Below are 18142 nucleotides of genomic sequence, written 5' to 3' on the forward strand. Positions count from 1 at the left end.
ACCTTGATGGTGCTGCGCGCCTCAGGGGCAGTGCATGAGCGGCTTGGGCCCCGAGCGGTCGATCTCGTGCAGGTTCATCGGCTTCCCGCACAGCGGGCAGGCGCGTTCCGCGCGCTGTGCGGCGCTCGGCGGCGGCGTGCTCTCATAGGGTCCGACGGCTGCAGGACCCGCCAGACGGATCAGCCGGGAGTTGAACCACGCGTAGAAGCCGCCGGCTTCGCGGATGCGGGTGCGAAGCGGAGGGCGGTCTCGTTCCTCGGTCATGATGATTAGTGTACTAACTATTCGTGCACGAGTAACATCGAGACGTGACCGATGACGACGACCTCCTGCGCCTCGAGAACCAGCTGTGCTTCGCGATGGTCACGGCTGCCCGGAACGTCCTAGCCGTGTACCGGCCGATTCTCGAGCCGCTCGGCCTCACGCATCCGCAGTACCTCGTGATGCTCGCGCTCTGGGAGCGGTCTCCGCGCTCCCTCGGCGACATCGCAGACGCGCTCGCGCTCGAGCCGGCGAGCGCGTCCCCGCTCGTGAAGCGACTCGAGAAGGAAGGGCTGATCGAACGGGTGCGCAGCGAGCAGGACGAGCGGCGGCTCGACATCAGCCTGACGGACGCCGGCCGCGCCCTGCGCGCGCAGGCGCTCGACGTGCCGCGGCAGGTGATGCAGCGCGTAGGACTCGATCTGGAGGCGGTGAGCGCCCTCCGCGAGGCCCTGGGTCCGTTCAACAGGTCGCTGCGCGGCTGAGCTCCTCACGTCGCCGTCGGCCGCACCTGCCGGCTCGCATAGGGTGAAGGTGTGACGGGGGCGGTGCAGCACGACGCGCGGGAGCGGACGGATACCGTCGAGCGCGCACCCGGTGCGAGGCGGGTCCAGTCCGGGCGGCGGATGCTGCTGATCTTCTCCGCGCTCGCGCTCTTCGCCGTCGCTATGCTCGCCTCGGCCATCGCCGGGCATCCCACGATCGATCTCACGCCGGAAGGGGCCACCGCGTCGCCCCTTCCCGAGGAGAGGCCGACACCGACGACCACGCCGGGCGTGCCGCCCGCCCAGGAGGCCGGCGGATCGGATGCCGCCCTGGTCGGCATCGGCATCGTCCTCGCACTGATCGTCTCTGCGCTGGTCGTCCTCCTGCTGCTCTGGATCGTCCGCCGCGTCATCGACCTCTGGCGCAGCCGCCGGCTGCGCACGCAGCCGGGTGCGGCCACGGATGTCGAGGTCGAGGTCGTCGACGCGCCAGCGGAGTCCGAGCCCGACGCGCCCACCGTGCGCCGCGGCATCGCCGCCGCGCGGGACGCGATCGAGGCGCATCCTGCCCCGAGCGATGCCATCATCGCCGCCTGGGTGGGGCTGGAGGAGACGGCAGCGGACTCCGGGGTCGGTCGCGGCGTCAGTGAGACGCCCGCGGAGTTCACTCTGCGGATCCTGCTGCGCAGGCCGGGTATCGAGCAGCCGGCGCAGCAGCTCCTCGCCGTCTACGAGGGCGTGCGCTTCGGCGGACATCAGGGGAGCGAACAGGAACGCGCCCTCGCCTCCCGCGCGCTGGCGCTCATCGAGGAGGGCTGGCGATGAGGTGGCTGCATGCGCTGCTGATGGCGGCCGGCGTCGGTTTCCTCGCCGGCATCGGGCTCGCCGTGCTGCGCGTGCAGGTCGAGTTCGTCTGGGGCTGGTCGGTTCTCGTCGCAGCGGTCGTGCTGCTGATCGGACTGAGACTGCCGGACGATCCGCGCGTGGACGCACCGCGCCTTCCCGATCCGCCCGACTACATCGGCTCCGACGTCTCGCGTCTCGCCTGGGCCATCAACATGCACACCGACACGGCCAATGAGGCCGTCACCCGCCGGCTCCGCGCCACGCTGCGTCGCCGGCTGCAGCAGCACGGTGTGGACGTGGACGACCCGCGACAGGCATCCGCCGTCGACCGGATGCTGAGCGAGGGGCTGTGGGCGCGGCTGAACGGACGCCGCACGAGGGTGGTCGATGTCCATGCCGCGCTGGCGGCCGCGGAGCGGCTGGGCACCGATCGCCGTGACGACGCGGCCCGGCGGGACGCAGCGCAGGACCCGGAAAGACCATCGCAGAGGGAGAGCACATCATGAACTTCGCGGACATCGCCGAACTCGGCCAGCGCATCCGCGCGGCCGTGGCCACGGCGGTCGTCGGCATGGACGACCCGCTCGAGGTCGCTCTGGCCACGATCCTCGCCGGAGGGCACGTGCTGTTCGAGGACGTGCCCGGCCTCGGCAAGACCCTGGCGGCGCGCAGCCTGGCATCCGCGCTCGGCCTGTCGTTCCGGCGTCTGCAGTGCACGCCGGACATGCTCCCCGGCGATGTGACCGGATCGTACGTGTACGCCCCCGACAGCGGCGAGTTCGTCTTCCGGCGGGGGCCCATCTTCACCGGGCTGTTGCTGGCGGACGAGATCAACCGCACCACCCCGAAGACGCAGTCCGCCATGCTCGAGGCGATGGCCGAGAGGCAGGTGACCGTCGAGGGCAACAGCTTCCCTCTCGAGCCGCCCTTCCACGTCATCGCCACGGCCAACCCGATCGAGTACGAGGGAACGTACTCCCTGCCCGAGGCGCAGCTGGACCGCTTCATGGTGCGTCTCTCCGTGGGATACCTCGACCAGCAGGGCGAGACCGAGATCCTGCTCGGACGGCTGCGGCGGCAGCAGGAGGCGACGCACGTGGAGCCCGTCCTGGCTCCCGGCCAGCTGTCGCAGCTGCAGCAGGCCGTCGAGCGGATCCATGTGGACCCCGACGTCGCGGCGTACTGCGTCGCGCTGGCGGCAGCGACACGGCAGGCACAGCACGTCGCGGTCGGCGCATCCCCGCGCGGATCGCAGTCGCTCGTCCTGCTCGGGCGTGCGCTGGCGGCGCTGGACGGACGCGACTACGTGCGCCCCGACGACATCAAGCGCATCGCGGTGCCGGTGCTCGCGCACCGTCTCACCCTCACTCCGCAGGCGTGGGCGCAGGGCGTCGACCCGGCAGAGATCGTCCGCGGACTGGTCTCGTCCGTCGCCGTCCCGCCGAGCATCGCCGCCGTCCGCGGCTGAGTCATGGGCGACGCACCAGCATCCGGGGGAGCGCGGCGCGCCGGCCCGCCGCTCTTCCTCGCCGTCTTCGCCGCGGCCGGCGCGCTGATCGCGGGCGTCGTGTTCTCCCGGCCCGACGTGATCGCGATCGGAGTCCCGCTCGCCCTCTGGGCGGCCATCGCGCTCACGGTGACCGGTCGCGGTGGCGTCGATCTCCGGATCGAGCGCGCGCCGGGTGCGGAGGAGGGAGTGCTCGCCGACGACATCGTGGTGAACTCGGATGCCGAGATGGTGGAGCTGGCGGTCGCACAGGCCGGCCGCACCCGCCGAAGGCTGTTCGTCCCCGGCCGCACCCGGGTGCGGGCCACCAGCCGGCCGAGGCACTCGGGCCCGCTGACGACGGTTCAGGTAGCCGCGCGCGCCCTCGACGCGGACACCGCTCTGCTGGGGGTTCCGCGCACGCCGATCTCGCTGGTGCGGACGGTCCAGCCGATGCTGCGGCGGCTGCCGCTGCTGCCGCTGGCACCGCGCCTGACCGGTCTGCACGGCTCGCATGAGGGAGTGCGTCCCGGTCAGGGCGGAGACTTCCGCGACATCCATCCGTTCGCGCCCGGCGATGAGCTCCGACGCGTGGACTGGAAGGCGACGGCCCGTGCGGCGCGCCGACCGGGCGAACTGCTGATCCGGCGCACGAACACGCTCAGCGACGCATCCGCTGTGATCGTCATGGACACGGCCGACGACCTCGGCGAGGTGGTGGCGACGTGGGGGACGCTCGACCTGGCGCGCAGCGGGGTCACGTCGCTGGACCATGCGCGCAGCGCGGCGCGCTCGATCGCCGCGGCGACCGTCGAGCAGGGCGATCGGGTCGCGTTCCACACGCTCGCCCACGGCGGGCGGTCCGTCCGCTCCGGCGGCGGGCGCCGGCACCTCGCGCGCATCGTCGCGGAGATCTCCTCGACCGGCCGCGGTGGTGACGACGCGAGGTTCCGCAGGATGCCCCCGGTAGCGCACGGATCGATCATCTACGTGCTCTCCACGTTCTTCGACGGCGCCGCCGCCGAGATCGCCACGCGCTGGCGCGCGGCGGGGCACCGGGTCGTGGCCGTCGACATCCTGCCCGAGCTGGACGAGCACCGCCTCAGCACCGAGCGGACGCTGGCGCTGCGCGTGCTGCTCGCCGAGCGCGAGGACATGATGCATCAGCTGCGTGAGGCGGGGGTCGAGACCATGCGGTGGGCCGACGAGCCCGGGCCGCAGCTGACCGCACTGACGAGGAGCGGTCGCGTCCGCGCAGCAGGGAGGCCCCGATGAGACGCGATGACGAACTCGCCCTCGGCGTGTCCGTGCCGGGGTGGTCTCTGCCGATCGCGTCCACCGCGGTGGCGGTCGTCGCGGGGTCGATGGTCCACGCGGCGGCGGGCTGGATCATCGTGATGGGGGTGCTCTGCCTGCTCAGCGGGGCGGCGCGCGTGCTCGGCGGGCCCTGGGTCTCCGCGGTGATCCTCGTGATCGTGCTGGTCGCGTCGGATGCCGCGCCAGGGCGCACGGCGGTCGTGATCGCGGCCGTGCACCTGCTGCACGTGCTGGGGTCGCTGGCGATGGCCGTACCGCTGGGCGCGCGTGTGGCGGTGTCCGCCCTGCGGCCCACGGCGGTCCGCTTCGCGATCATGCAGGCGGCCGGACAGGCAGCCGGGGCGCTGGCGTTCCTGCTCCCGCAGGGGCGGGTGCTGCCGGCCGCCGTCGTGCTCGGGGCGCTGGCCGTGCTGGGGTTCGTGCTCGGGGCGCTGCGGATGCTGCGCGCACAGCGCGCGCACGGCTATGCGGCGTCCTCGGAGCCCAGTGTCGGTGGCCCCTCCTAGACTTGACGGGTGCCCATTGTTCCCGTCGCCTCCTCCGGAAAACTCAGTGTTCGCGGTGCCCGCGTGCACAATCTCAAGAACGTCGACATCGACATCCCGCGCGACTCGCTCGTCGTGTTCACGGGGCTGTCGGGGTCCGGCAAGTCGAGCCTGGCCTTCGACACGATCTTCGCCGAGGGGCAGCGCCGCTACGTCGAATCGCTGAGCGCGTACGCGCGCCAGTTCCTGGGCCAGGTGGACAGGCCCGACGTCGACTTCATCGAGGGCCTCAGCCCCGCGGTCTCGATCGACCAGAAGTCGACCAACCGCAACCCGCGCTCCACAGTCGGCACCATCACCGAGATCCACGACTACATGCGACTGCTGTGGGCCCGCATCGGCATCCCGCACTGCCCCGAGTGCGGTGAGCGCATCCAGCGGCAGACCGTGCAGCAGATCGCCGATCAGCTCATGGAGCTCCCCGAGCGCACCCGGTACCAGATCGTCGCGCCGGTGGTCACGCAGAAGAAGGGCGAGTTCGTCGACCTCTTCAAGGAGCTCGGCGCCAAGGGCTACTCCCGAGCGATCGTCGACGGCGACCTGATCCAGCTCGCCGAGCCGCCCGCGCTGAAGAAGAGCTACAAGCACGACATCGCCGTCGTCGTCGACCGCCTGGTCGCATCCGCCGACATCCTCGGACGCGTCACCGACTCCGTCGAGACCGCGCTGGGACTGGCCGGCGGGATCATGCAGGTCAACTTCGTCGACGAGGAGGGCGACGACGCCTGGCAGTCGTTCTCCGAGAAGCTCGCCTGCCCGAACGGACATCCGATCACCCTCACCGAGATCGAGCCGCGCACGTTCTCGTTCAACGCGCCGTTCGGCGCCTGCCCGGCGTGCTCCGGCCTCGGAACCCGGATGTCCGTCGACGTCGACCTCATGCTCGGCGACGAGGAGCTGTCGATCCGCGAGGGCGTCATCCTGCCCTGGACCACGCAGGGCAAGGGGCTGTTCCAGTACTACGAGCGCCTGCTCGAAGGTCTCGCGCGCGACCTGGACTTCTCGCTGGACACCCCCTGGAACCAGCTGCACTCCGACGTGCGCGAGGCGGTGCTGCGCGGGGACAACTACAAGGTCAGCGTCAAGTGGAAGAACCGCTACGGACGCGAGATGCGGTACACCTCCGGCTTCGAGGGCGTCGTGCCCTACATCGAGCGCCAGTACATGCAGGCGGAGTCCGACACGCAGCGCGGACGCTGGGGCGAGTACCTGCGCGAGGTGCCGTGCCCGGTCTGCGACGGGGCACGTCTCAAGCCCGAGGTGCTCGCGGTCAAGGTGCACGGCCACTCGATCGCCGAGGTCTCGAGCCTGAGTCTGGCCGACGCCAGCCGCTTCATGCACACCCTCGAGCTCACCGAGCGCGAGGCCAAGATCGCAGCCCAGGTGCTGCGCGAGATCCGGCTGCGGCTGGAGTTCCTGCTGCAGGTGGGCCTGTCGTACCTGAACCTCGGGCGCTCCGCCGGGTCGCTCTCGGGCGGTGAGGCGCAGCGCATCCGCCTCGCGACGCAGATCGGCTCCGGCCTGACCGGCGTGCTCTACGTGCTCGACGAGCCGTCGATCGGCCTGCATCAGCGCGACAACCGCCGGCTGATCGAGACCCTCGTCCGCCTCCGCGACCTCGGCAACACGCTGATCGTCGTCGAGCACGACGAGGAGACGATCGAGGCGGCCGACTGGGTGGTCGACATCGGACCGGGCGCCGGCGTCAACGGGGGAGCGGTCGTGCACTCCGGCCCCTACTCGGCGCTGCTCGCCGAGACCGAGTCGATGACCGGCGACTACCTCGCCGGCCGCCGTGAGATCGCCACGCCGAAGAAGCGCCGCAAGATCGACCGCAAGCGGATGCTGTCCGTCGTGGGCGCGCGCGCCAACAACCTGAAGAACGTGACCGCCGAGTTCCCGCTCGGTGTGCTCACCGCCGTCACGGGAGTGAGCGGCTCGGGCAAGTCGTCCCTGGTCAACGACATCCTGTACCAGGTGCTCGCCGGGCGTCTCAACGGCGCCCGCACCGTGCCAGGCAAGCACACCCGCGTCACCGGACTCGACAACCTCGACAAGGTCGTGCACGTCGACCAGGCGCCGATCGGCCGCACGCCGCGGTCGAACCCGGCCACGTACACGGGCGTCTTCGACCGCATCCGCACGCTGTTCAGCGAGACCCCCGAGGCGAAGGTGCGCGGCTATCAGCCGGGCCGGTTCAGCTTCAACGTCAAGGGCGGGCGCTGCGACGCCTGCTCGGGCGACGGCACGATCAAGATCGAGATGAACTTCCTCCCCGACGTGTACGTGGACTGCGAGGTCTGCCACGGCAAGCGGTACAACCGCGACACCCTGGCCGTGCACTACAAGGGCAAGAACATCGCCGAGGTGCTCGAGATGCCCATCGCCGAGGCCGCGGAGTTCTTCGAGCCGATCCAGGCGATCCACCGCTACATGAAGACCCTGGTCGACGTCGGCCTGGGATACGTGCGGCTCGGTCAGGCGGCCACGACGCTGTCCGGTGGCGAGGCGCAGCGCGTCAAGCTCGCCACGGAACTGCAGCGGCGCAGCAACGGCCGGAGCATCTACGTGCTCGACGAGCCGACCACCGGTCTGCACTTCGAAGACGTCCGCAAGCTCCTCGAGGTGCTGAACGGGCTCGTCGACAAGGGCAACACGGTGATCGTGATCGAGCACAACCTCGATGTGATCAAGTCGTCCGACTGGGTGATCGACCTCGGCCCGGAAGGCGGCTCCGGTGGCGGCGAGATCCTCGCCACCGGCACGCCCGAGCAGATCGCGGACGTGGAGGAGAGCCACACCGGGCGCTTCCTCGCCGAGATCCTGGGCGAGGGCCGGGCCACGCGCAAGGCGGGCTGATGGCCGACGTCCTGCCGTACAAGCCGCGGACGGGGGAGATCCCCACGGATCCCGGTGTGTACCGCTTCCGGGATGCCGACGGGCGGGTGCTGTACGTCGGCAAGGCGAAGAACCTCCGGCAGCGGCTGTCGAACTACTTCGCCCCGCTGCGCACCCTGCACGAGCGCACCCGGCGGATGGTCACGACCGCGGCTTCCGTGGAGTGGACCGTCGTCGCCACCGACGTGGATTCCCTGCAGCTGGAGTACATGTGGATCAAGGAGTTCGATCCGCCGTTCAACGTGCGCTACAAGGACGACAAGTCCTACCCGTTCATGGCGATCACGCTCGCGGACGAGGCGCCGCGGGTGATCGTCACGAGGAATCGGAAGATCCCCGGCGCGCGCTACTTCGGGCCCTACCCCAAGGTGTGGGCTGTGCACGACACGATCGACCTGATGATCAAGGCCTTCCCGATCCGCACCTGCAGCGACGCCAGCTACAAGCGGGCGATGCAGACGGGGCGTCCGTGCTTCCCCGGCCAGATCGGCAAGTGCGGCGGACCCTGCTCGATGACATGCACGATCGAGGAGCACAGGGCCATGGTCGACGACTTCGTCGCCTTCATGGCCGGCGGCGACGAGCGATTCACGAAGGACCTCACGAAGCGGATGCTCGCCGCGTCGGCCGCGATGGACTACGAGGCGGCGGCGAAGTACCGCGACAAGCTCGCGTCGATCGAGGCCGTGCTCGGCAAGAGCGCGCTCGTGCTCCCCGCCGACGAGGACGCCGATCTGTTCGGGCTGGCAGAGGACGAGCTGTCGGCGGCCGTGCACCACTTCGTGATCCGCGGGGGTCGCGTGCGCGGTGTGCGCTCGCTCGCCATCGACAAGGAGATCGACATCTCCGGCGCCGAACTCGTCGACCAGGTGCTGCAGCGCGTGTACGGCGATGCCGTCGACATCCCGCGCCGCGTGCTCGTCCCCGCGCTCCCGGACGACGCGGCCGAGCTCGAGCAGTGGCTGCGCGAGCGCCGCGGCAAGCGCGTGGAGATCGCGGTCGCGCACAGAGGCCAGCGCGCCGAGCTCATGCGCACCGCCACGCTGAACGCGCAGCAGGCGCTGCTGCGCCACAAGACCCGGCGCACCAGCGACTACGTCGCGCGCACGCAGGCCCTCACCGATCTGCAGGAGGCGCTCGGCATGAGCGAGGCCCCGCTGCGGATCGAGTGCTACGACATCTCGCACCTGAGCGGCACGAACGTCGTCGCCTCGATGGTCGTGTTCGAGGACGGGCTGCCCCGCAAGGATCAGTACCGCTCGTTCAACATCGCCGAGACCACGGACGACACCGACTCGATGTACCAGGTGCTGATGAGGAGACTCGCGCGGGTCGACGAGCCGGTGCCGGCGGATGCCGCGGATGCCGCAGTTCCGGATGCAGCCGACCCGGACGCCGAGGTGGTGGAGGCGCCCAAGCGCCGGCGCTTCGCCTACAAGCCGCAGCTGCTCTTGGTCGACGGCGGGCAGCCGCAGGTGAACGCCGCCGCACGCGCGCTGCGCGACAGCGGAAGAACCGACATCGCGCTGGCCGGCATCGCGAAGCGCCTCGAGGAGCTGTGGCTCCCGGACGACGACTTCCCGGTGATCCTGCCCCGCACCAGTGAGGCCCTCTACCTCGTGCAGCGCCTGCGCGACGAGGCCCACCGCTTCGCGATCACGCATCAGCGGCGCCGGCGGCGGCGCGACATCACCACGATCCTCAGCGAGATCCCCGGACTCGGCGAGTCGCGCATCAAGGCGCTGCTCAAGCACTTCGGTTCGGTCACGGCCCTGCGCGCGGCGACGCCGGAGCAGATCCGCGAGGTGAACGGCATCGGACCCGCCCTCGCCGACGGCATCCACGAGCATCTCTCCGGCCGTCCGGCCGCCCCGAGTCGATAGGCTGGGTCGCAGGGGAAGGGAGACGACGATGACGGCCGCAGCTGAGGGCGAGTTCCTGATCGTCACGGGCATGTCGGGCGCAGGGCGCTCGACGGCCGCGAACGCGCTCGAGGACCTCGGCTGGTACGTCGTCGACAACCTGCCGCCGCAGATCCTCCGGCCGCTGCTGGAGCTCACCGACATGGGCGGTGCCAACCTGCCCAAGATCGCCGCGGTGGTGGACGTGCGCGGACGCAACCTGTTCGACGACTTCCCCGGAGTGGCCAGGGCGCTGCGCGATCGAGGCGGTGTCAAGGTGCTCTTCCTCGACGCCTCCGACGACGTGCTGGTGCGCCGGTTCGAGTCGGTCCGGCGGCCGCATCCGCTGCAGGGCGACGGCACGCTGCTGGACGGCATCCGCACCGAGCGCAGCCGCCTGGCGCCGATCCGCGAGGCCGCCGACGTGCTCATCGACACATCGAGCCTGAACATCCACCAGCTGGCCACGCAGGTCTCCGAGATGTTCTCAGAGGAGGGCGCCGCGCGCCACCGGCTGACCTTCCTGAGCTTCGGCTTCAAGTACGGCGTCCCGACGGATGTCGACCTCGTCGCGGACATGCGCTTCCTGCCGAACCCGTTCTGGAACGAGGAGCTGCGCGACCACACCGGTCAGGACGCCGAGGTGCGCGACTACGTGCTGTCCCGGCCCGGCGCCGAGGAGTTCCTGGCCGCCTACGTGCAGGCGCTGCGCCCGGTGCTGGAGGGCTACCAGCGCGAGAACAAGAGCCACTCCACCGTGGCCATCGGATGCACGGGCGGCAAGCACCGCTCCGTCGCCATGGCGGAGGAGCTGGCCCGTCGTATCGCGGATGCGCCCGGGGTGGCCGTCAACGTCCGGCACAGGGATCTCGGGCGCGAATGATGCGCTCCGAGTCGGTGGGAGCGCCTGCGGCCTTGTAGGCTAGTCCCTTGCGTCGCGATCCGACGCCAGGATCGTGAAGGAGTCCCGTGGCACTAACCACCGACGTCAAGGCCGAGCTCGTCAGCATCCGCAATGCGCCCCCTACGGTGCGCGTCGCAGAGGTGACGACGATCCTTCGGTTCGCCGGTGGACTGCACTCGATCGCCGGCCGGGTGGCCGTCGAGGCAGAGGTCGACGCCGAGCTGCTGGCGCGCCGCGTGAGCCGCGACCTCGCCGAGATCTACGGTGTCCGCCCCGAGATCGCCCAGGTGAAGGCCAGCACCGCGCAGAGCGGCGGCGACGGCGCTCGCTGGGCCGTGCGCGTGATCGGCCCGGGGGAGACCCTCGCCCGTCAGACCGGTCTGCTGGATGCCCGTCGTCGTCCCGTGCGCGGTCTTCCGAACCGTCTGACCACCGGATCCCCTGAGGAGCTCGCCGGCATCTGGCGCGGCGCCTTCCTCGCGGCCGGATCCCTCAGCGAGCCGGGCCGCTCCGCGATGCTCGAGGTCGCCTGCCCGACCGGCGAGGCCGCGATGGCACTGGTCGGCGCCGCGCACCGTCTCGGCGTCACGGCGAAGGCGCGCGAGGTGCGCGGTCTGCCGCGTGTGGTCGTCCGCGAGGGCGAGGCCATCCGCGCGATCCTCGCCGCGATGGGTGCACGTCGCACCGCCGCGGCCTGGGAGGAGATGCGTCAGCGCCGTGAGGTGCGCGCAGGCGTGAACCGTCTCGTGAACTTCGACGACGCCAACCTGCGCCGTTCCGCGCAGGCGGCGGTCGCGGCGTGCGCGCGCGTCGAGCGCGCGCTCGAGATCCTCGGCGACGACGTCCCCGACCACCTGCGCACCGCAGGCAACCTGCGGCTCGCGCATCGCGACGCCAGCCTCGACGAGCTCGGGCACCACGCCGACCCGCCGCTCACCAAGGATGCGGTCGCCGGCCGCATCCGCCGCCTCCTCGCCATGGCCGACAAGCGCGCCCAGCAGGACGGCATCCCGGGCACCGAGGCCGCCGTCCCGGCCGGGCTCGAGGACTGACGGGACCAGACCAGACGGCCCCTGCCGACGCGTTCGACACGCGCGGGCAGGGGCCGTTCTCGTCATCCGTGGAAGGTTCCGACCGTCGCGTTGTTCACCTCAGTAGGATGTGAAACGTCTGCTTCGCGGCGCACACGGCGCCGTGGAGAACGCAAGCGCCGCGGCGCGGCGCGGATTGGATGAAATCGACATGGCGACTTACACGCTGCCCGACCTTCCCTACGACTTCGCGGCTCTCGAGCCCCACATCAGCGGCAAGATCATGGAACTCCACCATGACAAGCACCACGCCGCCTACGTCGCCGGCGCCAACGCCGCCCTCGACGCCCTCGCCGAGGCTCGCGACTCCGGCAACCTGGCCAACGTGAACAAGCTCGAGAAGGACCTCGCGTTCAACCTCGGCGGTCACGTCAACCACTCCATCTTCTGGACGAACCTGTCGCCGAACGGCGGCGGTCAGCCCGAGGGTGAGCTGAAGGCCGCCATCGACGAGTTCTTCGGCTCGTTCGAGAAGTTCCAGGCCCACTTCGCGGCTGCGGCTGCCGGCATCCAGGGCTCCGGCTGGGCCGTGCTGAGCTGGGACCCGATCGGCGCGCGCCTGATCATCCAGCAGCTGTTCGACCAGCAGGCGAACACCGCCCAGGGCACGGTGCCGCTGTTCCAGCTCGACATGTGGGAGCACGCCTTCTACCTCGACTACCTGAACGTCAAGGCGGACTACATCAAGGCGGCGTGGAACATCGCCAACTGGGAGAACGTCGCGCAGCGGTTTGAAACAGCGCGTGAGAAGACCTCCGGTCTGCTGGTACTGTCGTAAAAGATGGGCGTCCTGATGGGCGATTTGCCCATCAGGACGCCGTTGTCCGCGCAATCCGCGAAAATTACGCAATTCCCTTGTTAAGAACCAGGAGACTTTCGTGTCTGTCAAGATCGGTATCAACGGCTTCGGTCGTATCGGAAGAAACTTCCTCCGCGCAGCTCTCGCGCAGAACGCTGACCTCGAGGTCGTGGCTGTCAACGACCTCACCGACAACGCGGCACTCGCCCATCTCCTGAAGTACGACTCGGTCGGCGGCCCCCTGGGCGTCGAGGTCTCGCACGAGGGCGATGTCATCACCGTCGGCGGCAAGGCCATCAAGGTGTTCGAGGAGCGCGACCCCGCCAACCTCCCGTGGGGCGAGCTGGGCGTGGACATCGTCATCGAGTCGACCGGACGCTTCACCAAGGCCGCTGACGCCGCCAAGCACATCGCCGGTGGCGCCAAGAAGGTCATCATCTCCGCACCGGGCACCGACGTCGACGGCACCTTCGTCATGGGCGTGAACGAGGACACCTACGACGCGGCGAACCACAACATCATCTCCAACGCGTCCTGCACCACGAACTGCCTCGCGCCGCTCGCGAAGGTGTTCAACGACACCTTCGGCATCGAGCGCGGCTTCATGATGACCGCGCACGCGTACACGGCCGACCAGAACCTGCAGGACGGTCCGCACAGCGACCTGCGTCGCGCCCGCGCCGCCGCGATCAACATCGTCCCGGCCTCGACCGGCGCGGCCAAGGCCATCGGCCTGGTCCTGCCGGAGCTGAACGGCAAGCTCAGCGGCTCCTCCTACCGCGTCCCGGTTCCCACCGGCTCGATCGTGGACCTGACGATCATCGCCGACCGCGACGACCTGACCGTCGACGAGATCAACGCCGCGTACCGCGAGGCCGCTGCGGAGGGTCGCCTGAACGGCATCCTGGAGTACACCTCGGACGAGATCGTGTCGAGCGACATCCAGCTCAACGCGCACTCCTCGATCTTCGACTCCGGGCTGACCAACGTCAGCGGCAACCTGGTCAAGGTCTCCGCCTGGTACGACAACGAGTGGGGCTACTCCAACCGCCTGGTCGACCTGACCGAGTACGTGGCAGAGCGCCTCTAAGCTCATACCCATGACTCTGCGCACCCTGGAATCTCTGGGTTCCCTCGAGGGCAGGCGCGTCATCGTCCGTTGTGACCTCAACGTCCCCCTGCGGGACGGGGCCATAACGGACGATGGTCGTGTTCGGGCCTCGCTGCCGACCCTCAACGCCCTGATCAACGCCGGCGCACGCGTCATCGTGTGCTCGCACCTGGGCCGCCCCGACGGGGCGCCCGACCCGCAGTACAGCCTGGCGCCGGTGGCCCAGCGACTGTCGGAGCTGCTCGGCAAGCCGGTGGCCTTCGCCCGCGACACCGTGGGCGAGTCCGCGCGCGAGGCGGTCGCCTCGCTCGAGGACGGCGGTGTCGTCGTGCTCGAGAACCTGCGGTTCAACGCGGGGGAGACCGCGAAGGACGACGCCACGCGCGAGGCGTTCGCCCGTGAGCTCGCGGAGCTCGGCGACGCACTCGTCTCGGACGGCTTCGGCGTCGTGCACCGCAAGCAGGCCAGCGTGTACGACCTCGCGCAGATCCTGCCCTCGGCCGCCGGTCTGCTCATCGCGACCGAGCTCGACGTGCTCGACCGGCTGACCGAGAACCCGGAGCGTCCCTACACGGTGGTGCTCGGCGGTTCGAAGGTCAGCGACAAGCTCGGCGTCATCTCGCACCTGCTCCCGCGCGTGGACCGGCTGCTCGTCGGCGGAGGAATGCTGTTCACCTTCCTCGCGGCGGAGGGCCACGGCGTGGCATCCAGCCTGCTCGAGAAGGACCAGCTCGACACTGTCCGCGGATACATCGCCGAGGCGAAGGAGCGCGGGGTGGAGCTGGTGCTCCCGACCGACGTGGTCGTCGCCTCCGGCTTCGCCGCGGATGCCGCGCACGAGACGGTCGCCGCGGATGCCATCGAGCAGAGCTCGTTCGGCGCATCCGGCATCGGCCTGGACATCGGGCCGGAGACCGCGGCGCGCTTCGCCGACGCGATCCGCGACTCGAAGACCGTGTTCTGGAACGGCCCGATGGGCGTGTTCGAGTTCCCCGCCTTCGCGGCGGGCACGAAGGCGGTCGCCTCGGCGCTGACCGAGGTCGACGGTCTCGGCGTCGTCGGCGGTGGCGACTCCGCCGCGGCCGTCCGTCAGCTCGGGTTCTCCGACGATCAGTTCGGTCACATCTCGACCGGCGGCGGCGCAAGCCTCGAGTTCCTCGAGGGCAAGAAGCTACCCGGACTGGAGGTCCTCGGATGGCAGTCTCTATGAATCCGTCTGCTGCGCAGAACAGGACCCGTACCCCGCTGATCGCGGGGAACTGGAAGATGAACCTCGACCACCTGCAGGCGGTCGCCACCGTGCAGAAGCTGCACTGGACGCTGAAGGACGCCGGGCACGAGAACGGGTCCGTCGAGGTGGCGGTGTTCCCGCCGTTCACCGACATCCGATCGGTGCAGACCCTGATCGACGCGGACAAGATCCCGTTCGGTCTCGGTGCGCAGGACCTCTCCGCACACGACTCGGGCGCGTACACGGGCGAGATCTCGGGCGCGTTCCTGTCGAAGCTGGGTGTGGGATCGGTGATCATCGGGCACTCCGAGCGCCGTGAGTACCACCAGGAGAGCGACGAGCTGGTCAACGCCAAGGTGAAGGCGGCGCTGAAGCACGGCCTAGTGCCGGTGATCTGCGTCGGCGAGACCGCCGAGGACCTGGAGAGGTTCGGCAGCAGCGCCGTCCCCGTCGGCCAGCTGGAGAAGGCGCTCGAGGGCGTGCCGGCATCCGCCGACATCGTCGTCGCCTACGAGCCGGTCTGGGCCATCGGCTCCGGGCAGGCGGCCACTCCCGCACAGGCGCAGGAGGTCTGCGCGGCACTGCGTGCGGTCATCGCGCGCGTCCTGGACGACGAGGCGGCCGCGCGCACCCGCATCCTGTACGGCGGATCGGTGAAGTCCGGCAACATCGCCAGCTTCATGCGCGAACCGGACGTGGACGGCGCCCTGGTGGGCGGTGCGAGCCTGGTCGTCGACGAGTTCGCGGCCATCGTGCGCTTCCAGAAGCACGTCGGCGTGTGAGTCGGTGGGGCGCCTGCGGCGCCCCACCGTATAATCGACAGCTAGGCGGGTCGTTTCCGACCCTGGCGAAAGGCTTCAATCTCGTGCTTGTTCTCGAGTTCGTGCTGCAGGTCCTGCTGGGTATCAGCAGCGTTCTGCTGACGCTCCTCATCCTGCTCCACAAGGGCCGCGGCGGCGGCCTGTCCGACATGTTCGGCGGCGGCATGTCCGCGGCCGTCGGCTCGTCCGGCCTCGCGGAGCGGAACCTCAACCGGTTCACCGTGATCCTCGCGCTGGTGTGGTTCGTCTCCATCGTCGCGCTCGGCCTCATCACGAAGTTCTCGGTGATCTGATGGCCACCGGAGGAAACGCGATCCGCGGCACGCGGGTCGGATCGGGCCCCATGGGGGAGCAGGATCACGGCTACCACGCGGACCGCATCGCGGTGTCGTACTGGGACGGCCTGGGCAACGAGACGGTCCGCTACTTCGCCGCGGGTCTGCCCGAGGAGGAGATCCCCGACACGATCGACCACCCGCACACGGGTCTTCCGGCCGGTCGCGACCGTCAGAACCCGCCGGCTCTGGCCAAGGCCGAGCCGTACAAGACGCACCTCGCCTACGTGAAGGAGCGTCGTACGGACGAAGAGGCCGAGCAGCTGCTCGAGGACGCGCTCACGCAGCTCCGCGAGCGTCGCGGCCAGCGCTGACGCACATCACGCATTTCGCACAGGACCCCCGGGACTCGGTTCCGGGGGTCCTGTGCGTTGCGAGCGAGTGCCGGCCTCGGCGGGATCGCGTGCTCAGCTGCAGGTGCTGCCGAGGCCGAGGAGGATCACGTTGAGCGTGAAGGTCTTGGGAGGCGCGTACCAGGTCGTGTTCGGATAGCCGGTCTGGATGCTGATGCCGTAGGTTCCGCCGAGCAGGTCGGTGAGGTTCAGCAGCCCGAGCAGTTTCGCGGTGTCGTATGTGGCGGTGTACGAGTACACACCGCCCGTCTGGCCGGTCAGCGTGATCTGGCTGGTGTCGCGCGCCGTGGTGGCGTTCTTCGTGATGTCCACGCGCTGATCCGCGAGCGGCAGCGTCGACGACCAGGCGAGGTCGACCTTCTGCAGTCCGACCACGAGGGCGCTCGTGGGCTTGCAGGTCGCTCCAGTCGCGGTGGTGGGGGCGGAGACCGCAGTGACGGTCGAGGTCGTCACCGCATCGGCCGTCCAGGCGGCCTCCGTCGCGCGGAGACCGGGAAGCAGCACGCCCGTCAGGCAGAGAAGCCCGAGGGCGGTCGCCGCGACGCGCGCACGCCGTGTCATCGCTCCCGCCTCCGATGCCGGGCGATCAGGGCTGCGCCCAGGCCGGTGAGGACGGCCGCGGGGGCGGCGAGCAGTGTGGGCGACGGTCCGCCGGTCGCAGGCAGGACCGTCGCCCCGACGGTCTGCTCCACGCTGGTCTGCTCGGCCGTGGCGCGCAGGATGAGCGTCGCGGTGCCTATGGGGTCACCGCCGCCGGTGACGGAGATGCGCAGGTGCACGACACTCGGGGTCGCCTGCCGGAGGAGCGGCTTCTCGGCGCCGTCGAGCCTCAGCGGCGCGGCGGTGCCGAGGGTGGTCGCCGTGCCGGGGCATCCCGACCCCTCCCACCGGGTTGTGCAGGATCGCACGACCGTCGACAGCTCCACGCCGTGGCCTTCTCCGCGCAGGGTGATGGTCAGCTCACCGTCCGCGGGAGCGGACGCGGCGTCGATGTCGAGGTCCCAGTCGTAGGGGCGCACCGCGTCGAGCACGTGGGTGCCACCGCCGTTCGAGGTGATCGAGATCAGCTCCGCGGCCCCGGCGGGCGGGGCGGACGAGAGGGACGGCAGCACGGCGAGCATCCCGATCGCGATGCAGGAGGCGACGTGCTGACCCAAGCGACGCTCGCGCCGCGTCGCGAACCCGGGGGAGGGCGGGGCGTCGTCCGAGGGGCCCGGGGACTCGTCCTCGGCATCGGTGGGCGCCGGTCTCCGCGCGCGCGGCCAGAAGGCCCAGGTGACCAGCAGCGCGGCACCGACGGTGATGGTTCCCAGCACCCAGGGGCTGCCGAACCAGACGATGACGTATGCGAGTCCCGGCAGCGAGCCGCGCACGATCCTGGCCTCCGAGATCGTGTACGGCGCGGGGTCGGCGCTCGGGTTCGCATCGCCCTTCATCGTGATCATGCGCTGCGCCGATGTGGGGCCGGGGGAGATGTCGATGATCCGATGGGTGATCGGCAGCTCGCCCGCGCGATCGACGGTCGTCACGTCGCCGATCGCGAGATCGGATGCCGGGATCCTCTGCACGAGCGCGACCGAGCCGGCCGGGATGGTCGGTGACATGGAGCCGGTCCGGAACATGATCAGCGAGTACCCGCCGGTGAAGGCGAGGATCGTCAGCACGACGCAGACCACCCCGCCGGCGGCGGCGAGCGTGAGCAGCGTCTCGCGGAGCGCACGGCCCACGCGACCGGCGATCCGGACGGCTGCGTTCATC

The 18142-nt window shown here is 70.1% G+C and carries 19 protein-coding genes; 16 read left to right on the plus strand and 3 right to left on the minus strand.

All coding sequences use genetic code 11. The features are described 5' to 3' along the window. Positions 1-21 precede the first annotated feature (21 nt). Complete coding sequence (locus tag ACTJJ4_RS00655) at positions 22-264, minus strand: hypothetical protein (RefSeq protein WP_285630185.1); 243 nt, start codon at positions 262-264, stop codon at positions 22-24. Between the two features lie 44 nt (positions 265-308). Here ACTJJ4_RS00655 and ACTJJ4_RS00660 point away from each other — a divergent pair, with 44 nt between their 5' ends. The 16 genes from ACTJJ4_RS00660 to ACTJJ4_RS00735 all read left to right on the plus strand — a co-directional run bounded on the left by ACTJJ4_RS00660 (position 309) and on the right by ACTJJ4_RS00735 (position 16345). Then, the gene (locus ACTJJ4_RS00660) at positions 309-746 is read left to right on the plus strand and encodes a MarR family winged helix-turn-helix transcriptional regulator (RefSeq protein WP_440941597.1); all 438 of its coding nucleotides are present in this window, start codon (positions 309-311) and stop codon (positions 744-746) included. A gap of 51 nt (positions 747-797) precedes the next feature. Beyond that, positions 798-1571 (plus strand): DUF4129 domain-containing protein, encoded by a 774-nt coding sequence (locus ACTJJ4_RS00665; RefSeq protein ID WP_440941598.1) that lies wholly within the window; start codon positions 798-800, stop codon positions 1569-1571. Then, positions 1568-2098, plus strand: a complete 531-nt coding sequence (locus ACTJJ4_RS00670; RefSeq protein ID WP_440941599.1) for a hypothetical protein — start codon at positions 1568-1570, stop codon at positions 2096-2098. The genes ACTJJ4_RS00665 and ACTJJ4_RS00670 overlap by 4 nt, the downstream gene beginning before the upstream one ends. Further along, positions 2095-3060, plus strand: a complete 966-nt coding sequence (locus ACTJJ4_RS00675) for an AAA family ATPase (RefSeq protein ID WP_440941600.1) — start codon at positions 2095-2097, stop codon at positions 3058-3060. Before ACTJJ4_RS00670 ends, ACTJJ4_RS00675 begins: the two co-directional genes overlap by 4 nt. A 3-nt stretch (positions 3061-3063) precedes the next feature. Continuing rightward, positions 3064-4353 (plus strand): DUF58 domain-containing protein, encoded by a 1290-nt coding sequence (locus ACTJJ4_RS00680; RefSeq protein WP_440941601.1) that lies wholly within the window; start codon positions 3064-3066, stop codon positions 4351-4353. Then, entirely contained in the window at positions 4350-4901 is a 552-nt protein-coding gene (locus ACTJJ4_RS00685; protein ID WP_440941602.1) for a hypothetical protein, read from the plus strand. Before ACTJJ4_RS00680 ends, ACTJJ4_RS00685 begins: the two co-directional genes overlap by 4 nt. A gap of 9 nt (positions 4902-4910) precedes the next feature. Continuing rightward, positions 4911-7799 carry an excinuclease ABC subunit UvrA gene (gene uvrA / locus ACTJJ4_RS00690; RefSeq protein WP_440941603.1) on the plus strand — a complete coding sequence of 963 codons (2889 nt, stop codon included), beginning with the start codon at positions 4911-4913 and terminating at the stop codon, positions 7797-7799. Further along, positions 7799-9721 (plus strand): excinuclease ABC subunit UvrC, encoded by a 1923-nt coding sequence (uvrC, locus tag ACTJJ4_RS00695; protein WP_440941604.1) that lies wholly within the window; start codon positions 7799-7801, stop codon positions 9719-9721. Before uvrA ends, uvrC begins: the two co-directional genes overlap by 1 nt. A 28-nt stretch (positions 9722-9749) precedes the next feature. Further along, positions 9750-10622, plus strand: coding sequence for an RNase adapter RapZ (gene rapZ / locus ACTJJ4_RS00700; RefSeq protein WP_440941605.1), 873 nt, complete (start codon positions 9750-9752; stop codon positions 10620-10622). Between the two features lie 86 nt (positions 10623-10708). Continuing rightward, positions 10709-11695, plus strand: coding sequence for a DNA-binding protein WhiA (gene whiA / locus ACTJJ4_RS00705; RefSeq protein ID WP_285630203.1), 987 nt, complete (start codon positions 10709-10711; stop codon positions 11693-11695). Positions 11696-11885: 190 nt separating this feature from the next. Continuing rightward, positions 11886-12512, plus strand: coding sequence for a superoxide dismutase (locus tag ACTJJ4_RS00710; protein ID WP_285630205.1), 627 nt, complete (start codon positions 11886-11888; stop codon positions 12510-12512). 100 nt (positions 12513-12612) lie between these two features. Then, positions 12613-13623: a type I glyceraldehyde-3-phosphate dehydrogenase gene (gene gap / locus ACTJJ4_RS00715; RefSeq protein ID WP_285630207.1), complete on the plus strand. Its 1011-nt coding sequence runs from the start codon at positions 12613-12615 to the stop codon at positions 13621-13623. A 10-nt stretch (positions 13624-13633) separates the two neighbouring features. Then, a complete protein-coding gene (locus ACTJJ4_RS00720) occupies positions 13634-14854 on the plus strand; it encodes a phosphoglycerate kinase (protein ID WP_440941606.1) in 1221 nt (406 codons plus the stop codon). Further along, a complete protein-coding gene (tpiA, locus tag ACTJJ4_RS00725) occupies positions 14851-15657 on the plus strand; it encodes a triose-phosphate isomerase (RefSeq protein ID WP_440941607.1) in 807 nt (268 codons plus the stop codon). The genes ACTJJ4_RS00720 and tpiA overlap by 4 nt, the downstream gene beginning before the upstream one ends. A gap of 83 nt (positions 15658-15740) precedes the next feature. Then, positions 15741-15989, plus strand: coding sequence for a preprotein translocase subunit SecG (secG, locus tag ACTJJ4_RS00730; RefSeq protein WP_285630212.1), 249 nt, complete (start codon positions 15741-15743; stop codon positions 15987-15989). Further along, positions 15989-16345, plus strand: coding sequence for an RNA polymerase-binding protein RbpA (locus ACTJJ4_RS00735; RefSeq protein WP_285630213.1), 357 nt, complete (start codon positions 15989-15991; stop codon positions 16343-16345). The genes secG and ACTJJ4_RS00735 overlap by 1 nt, the downstream gene beginning before the upstream one ends. Positions 16346-16438: 93 nt before the next feature. On the opposite strand, the gene ACTJJ4_RS00740 is transcribed toward ACTJJ4_RS00735, so the two are convergent. Together ACTJJ4_RS00740 and ACTJJ4_RS00745 are read right to left on the minus strand one after the other, a co-directional pair. Next, complete coding sequence (locus tag ACTJJ4_RS00740; RefSeq protein ID WP_440941608.1) at positions 16439-16945, minus strand: hypothetical protein; 507 nt, start codon at positions 16943-16945, stop codon at positions 16439-16441. After that, on the minus strand, positions 16942-18141 hold the full coding sequence (locus tag ACTJJ4_RS00745; protein ID WP_440941609.1) for a hypothetical protein: 1200 nt from the start codon (positions 18139-18141) through the stop codon (positions 16942-16944). The genes ACTJJ4_RS00740 and ACTJJ4_RS00745 overlap by 4 nt, the downstream gene beginning before the upstream one ends. Between the last annotated feature and the right edge of the window lies 1 nt (position 18142).

The organism is Microbacterium sp. 22195 (assembly GCF_052056515.1).
GTDB lineage: Bacteria > Actinomycetota > Actinomycetes > Actinomycetales > Microbacteriaceae > Microbacterium.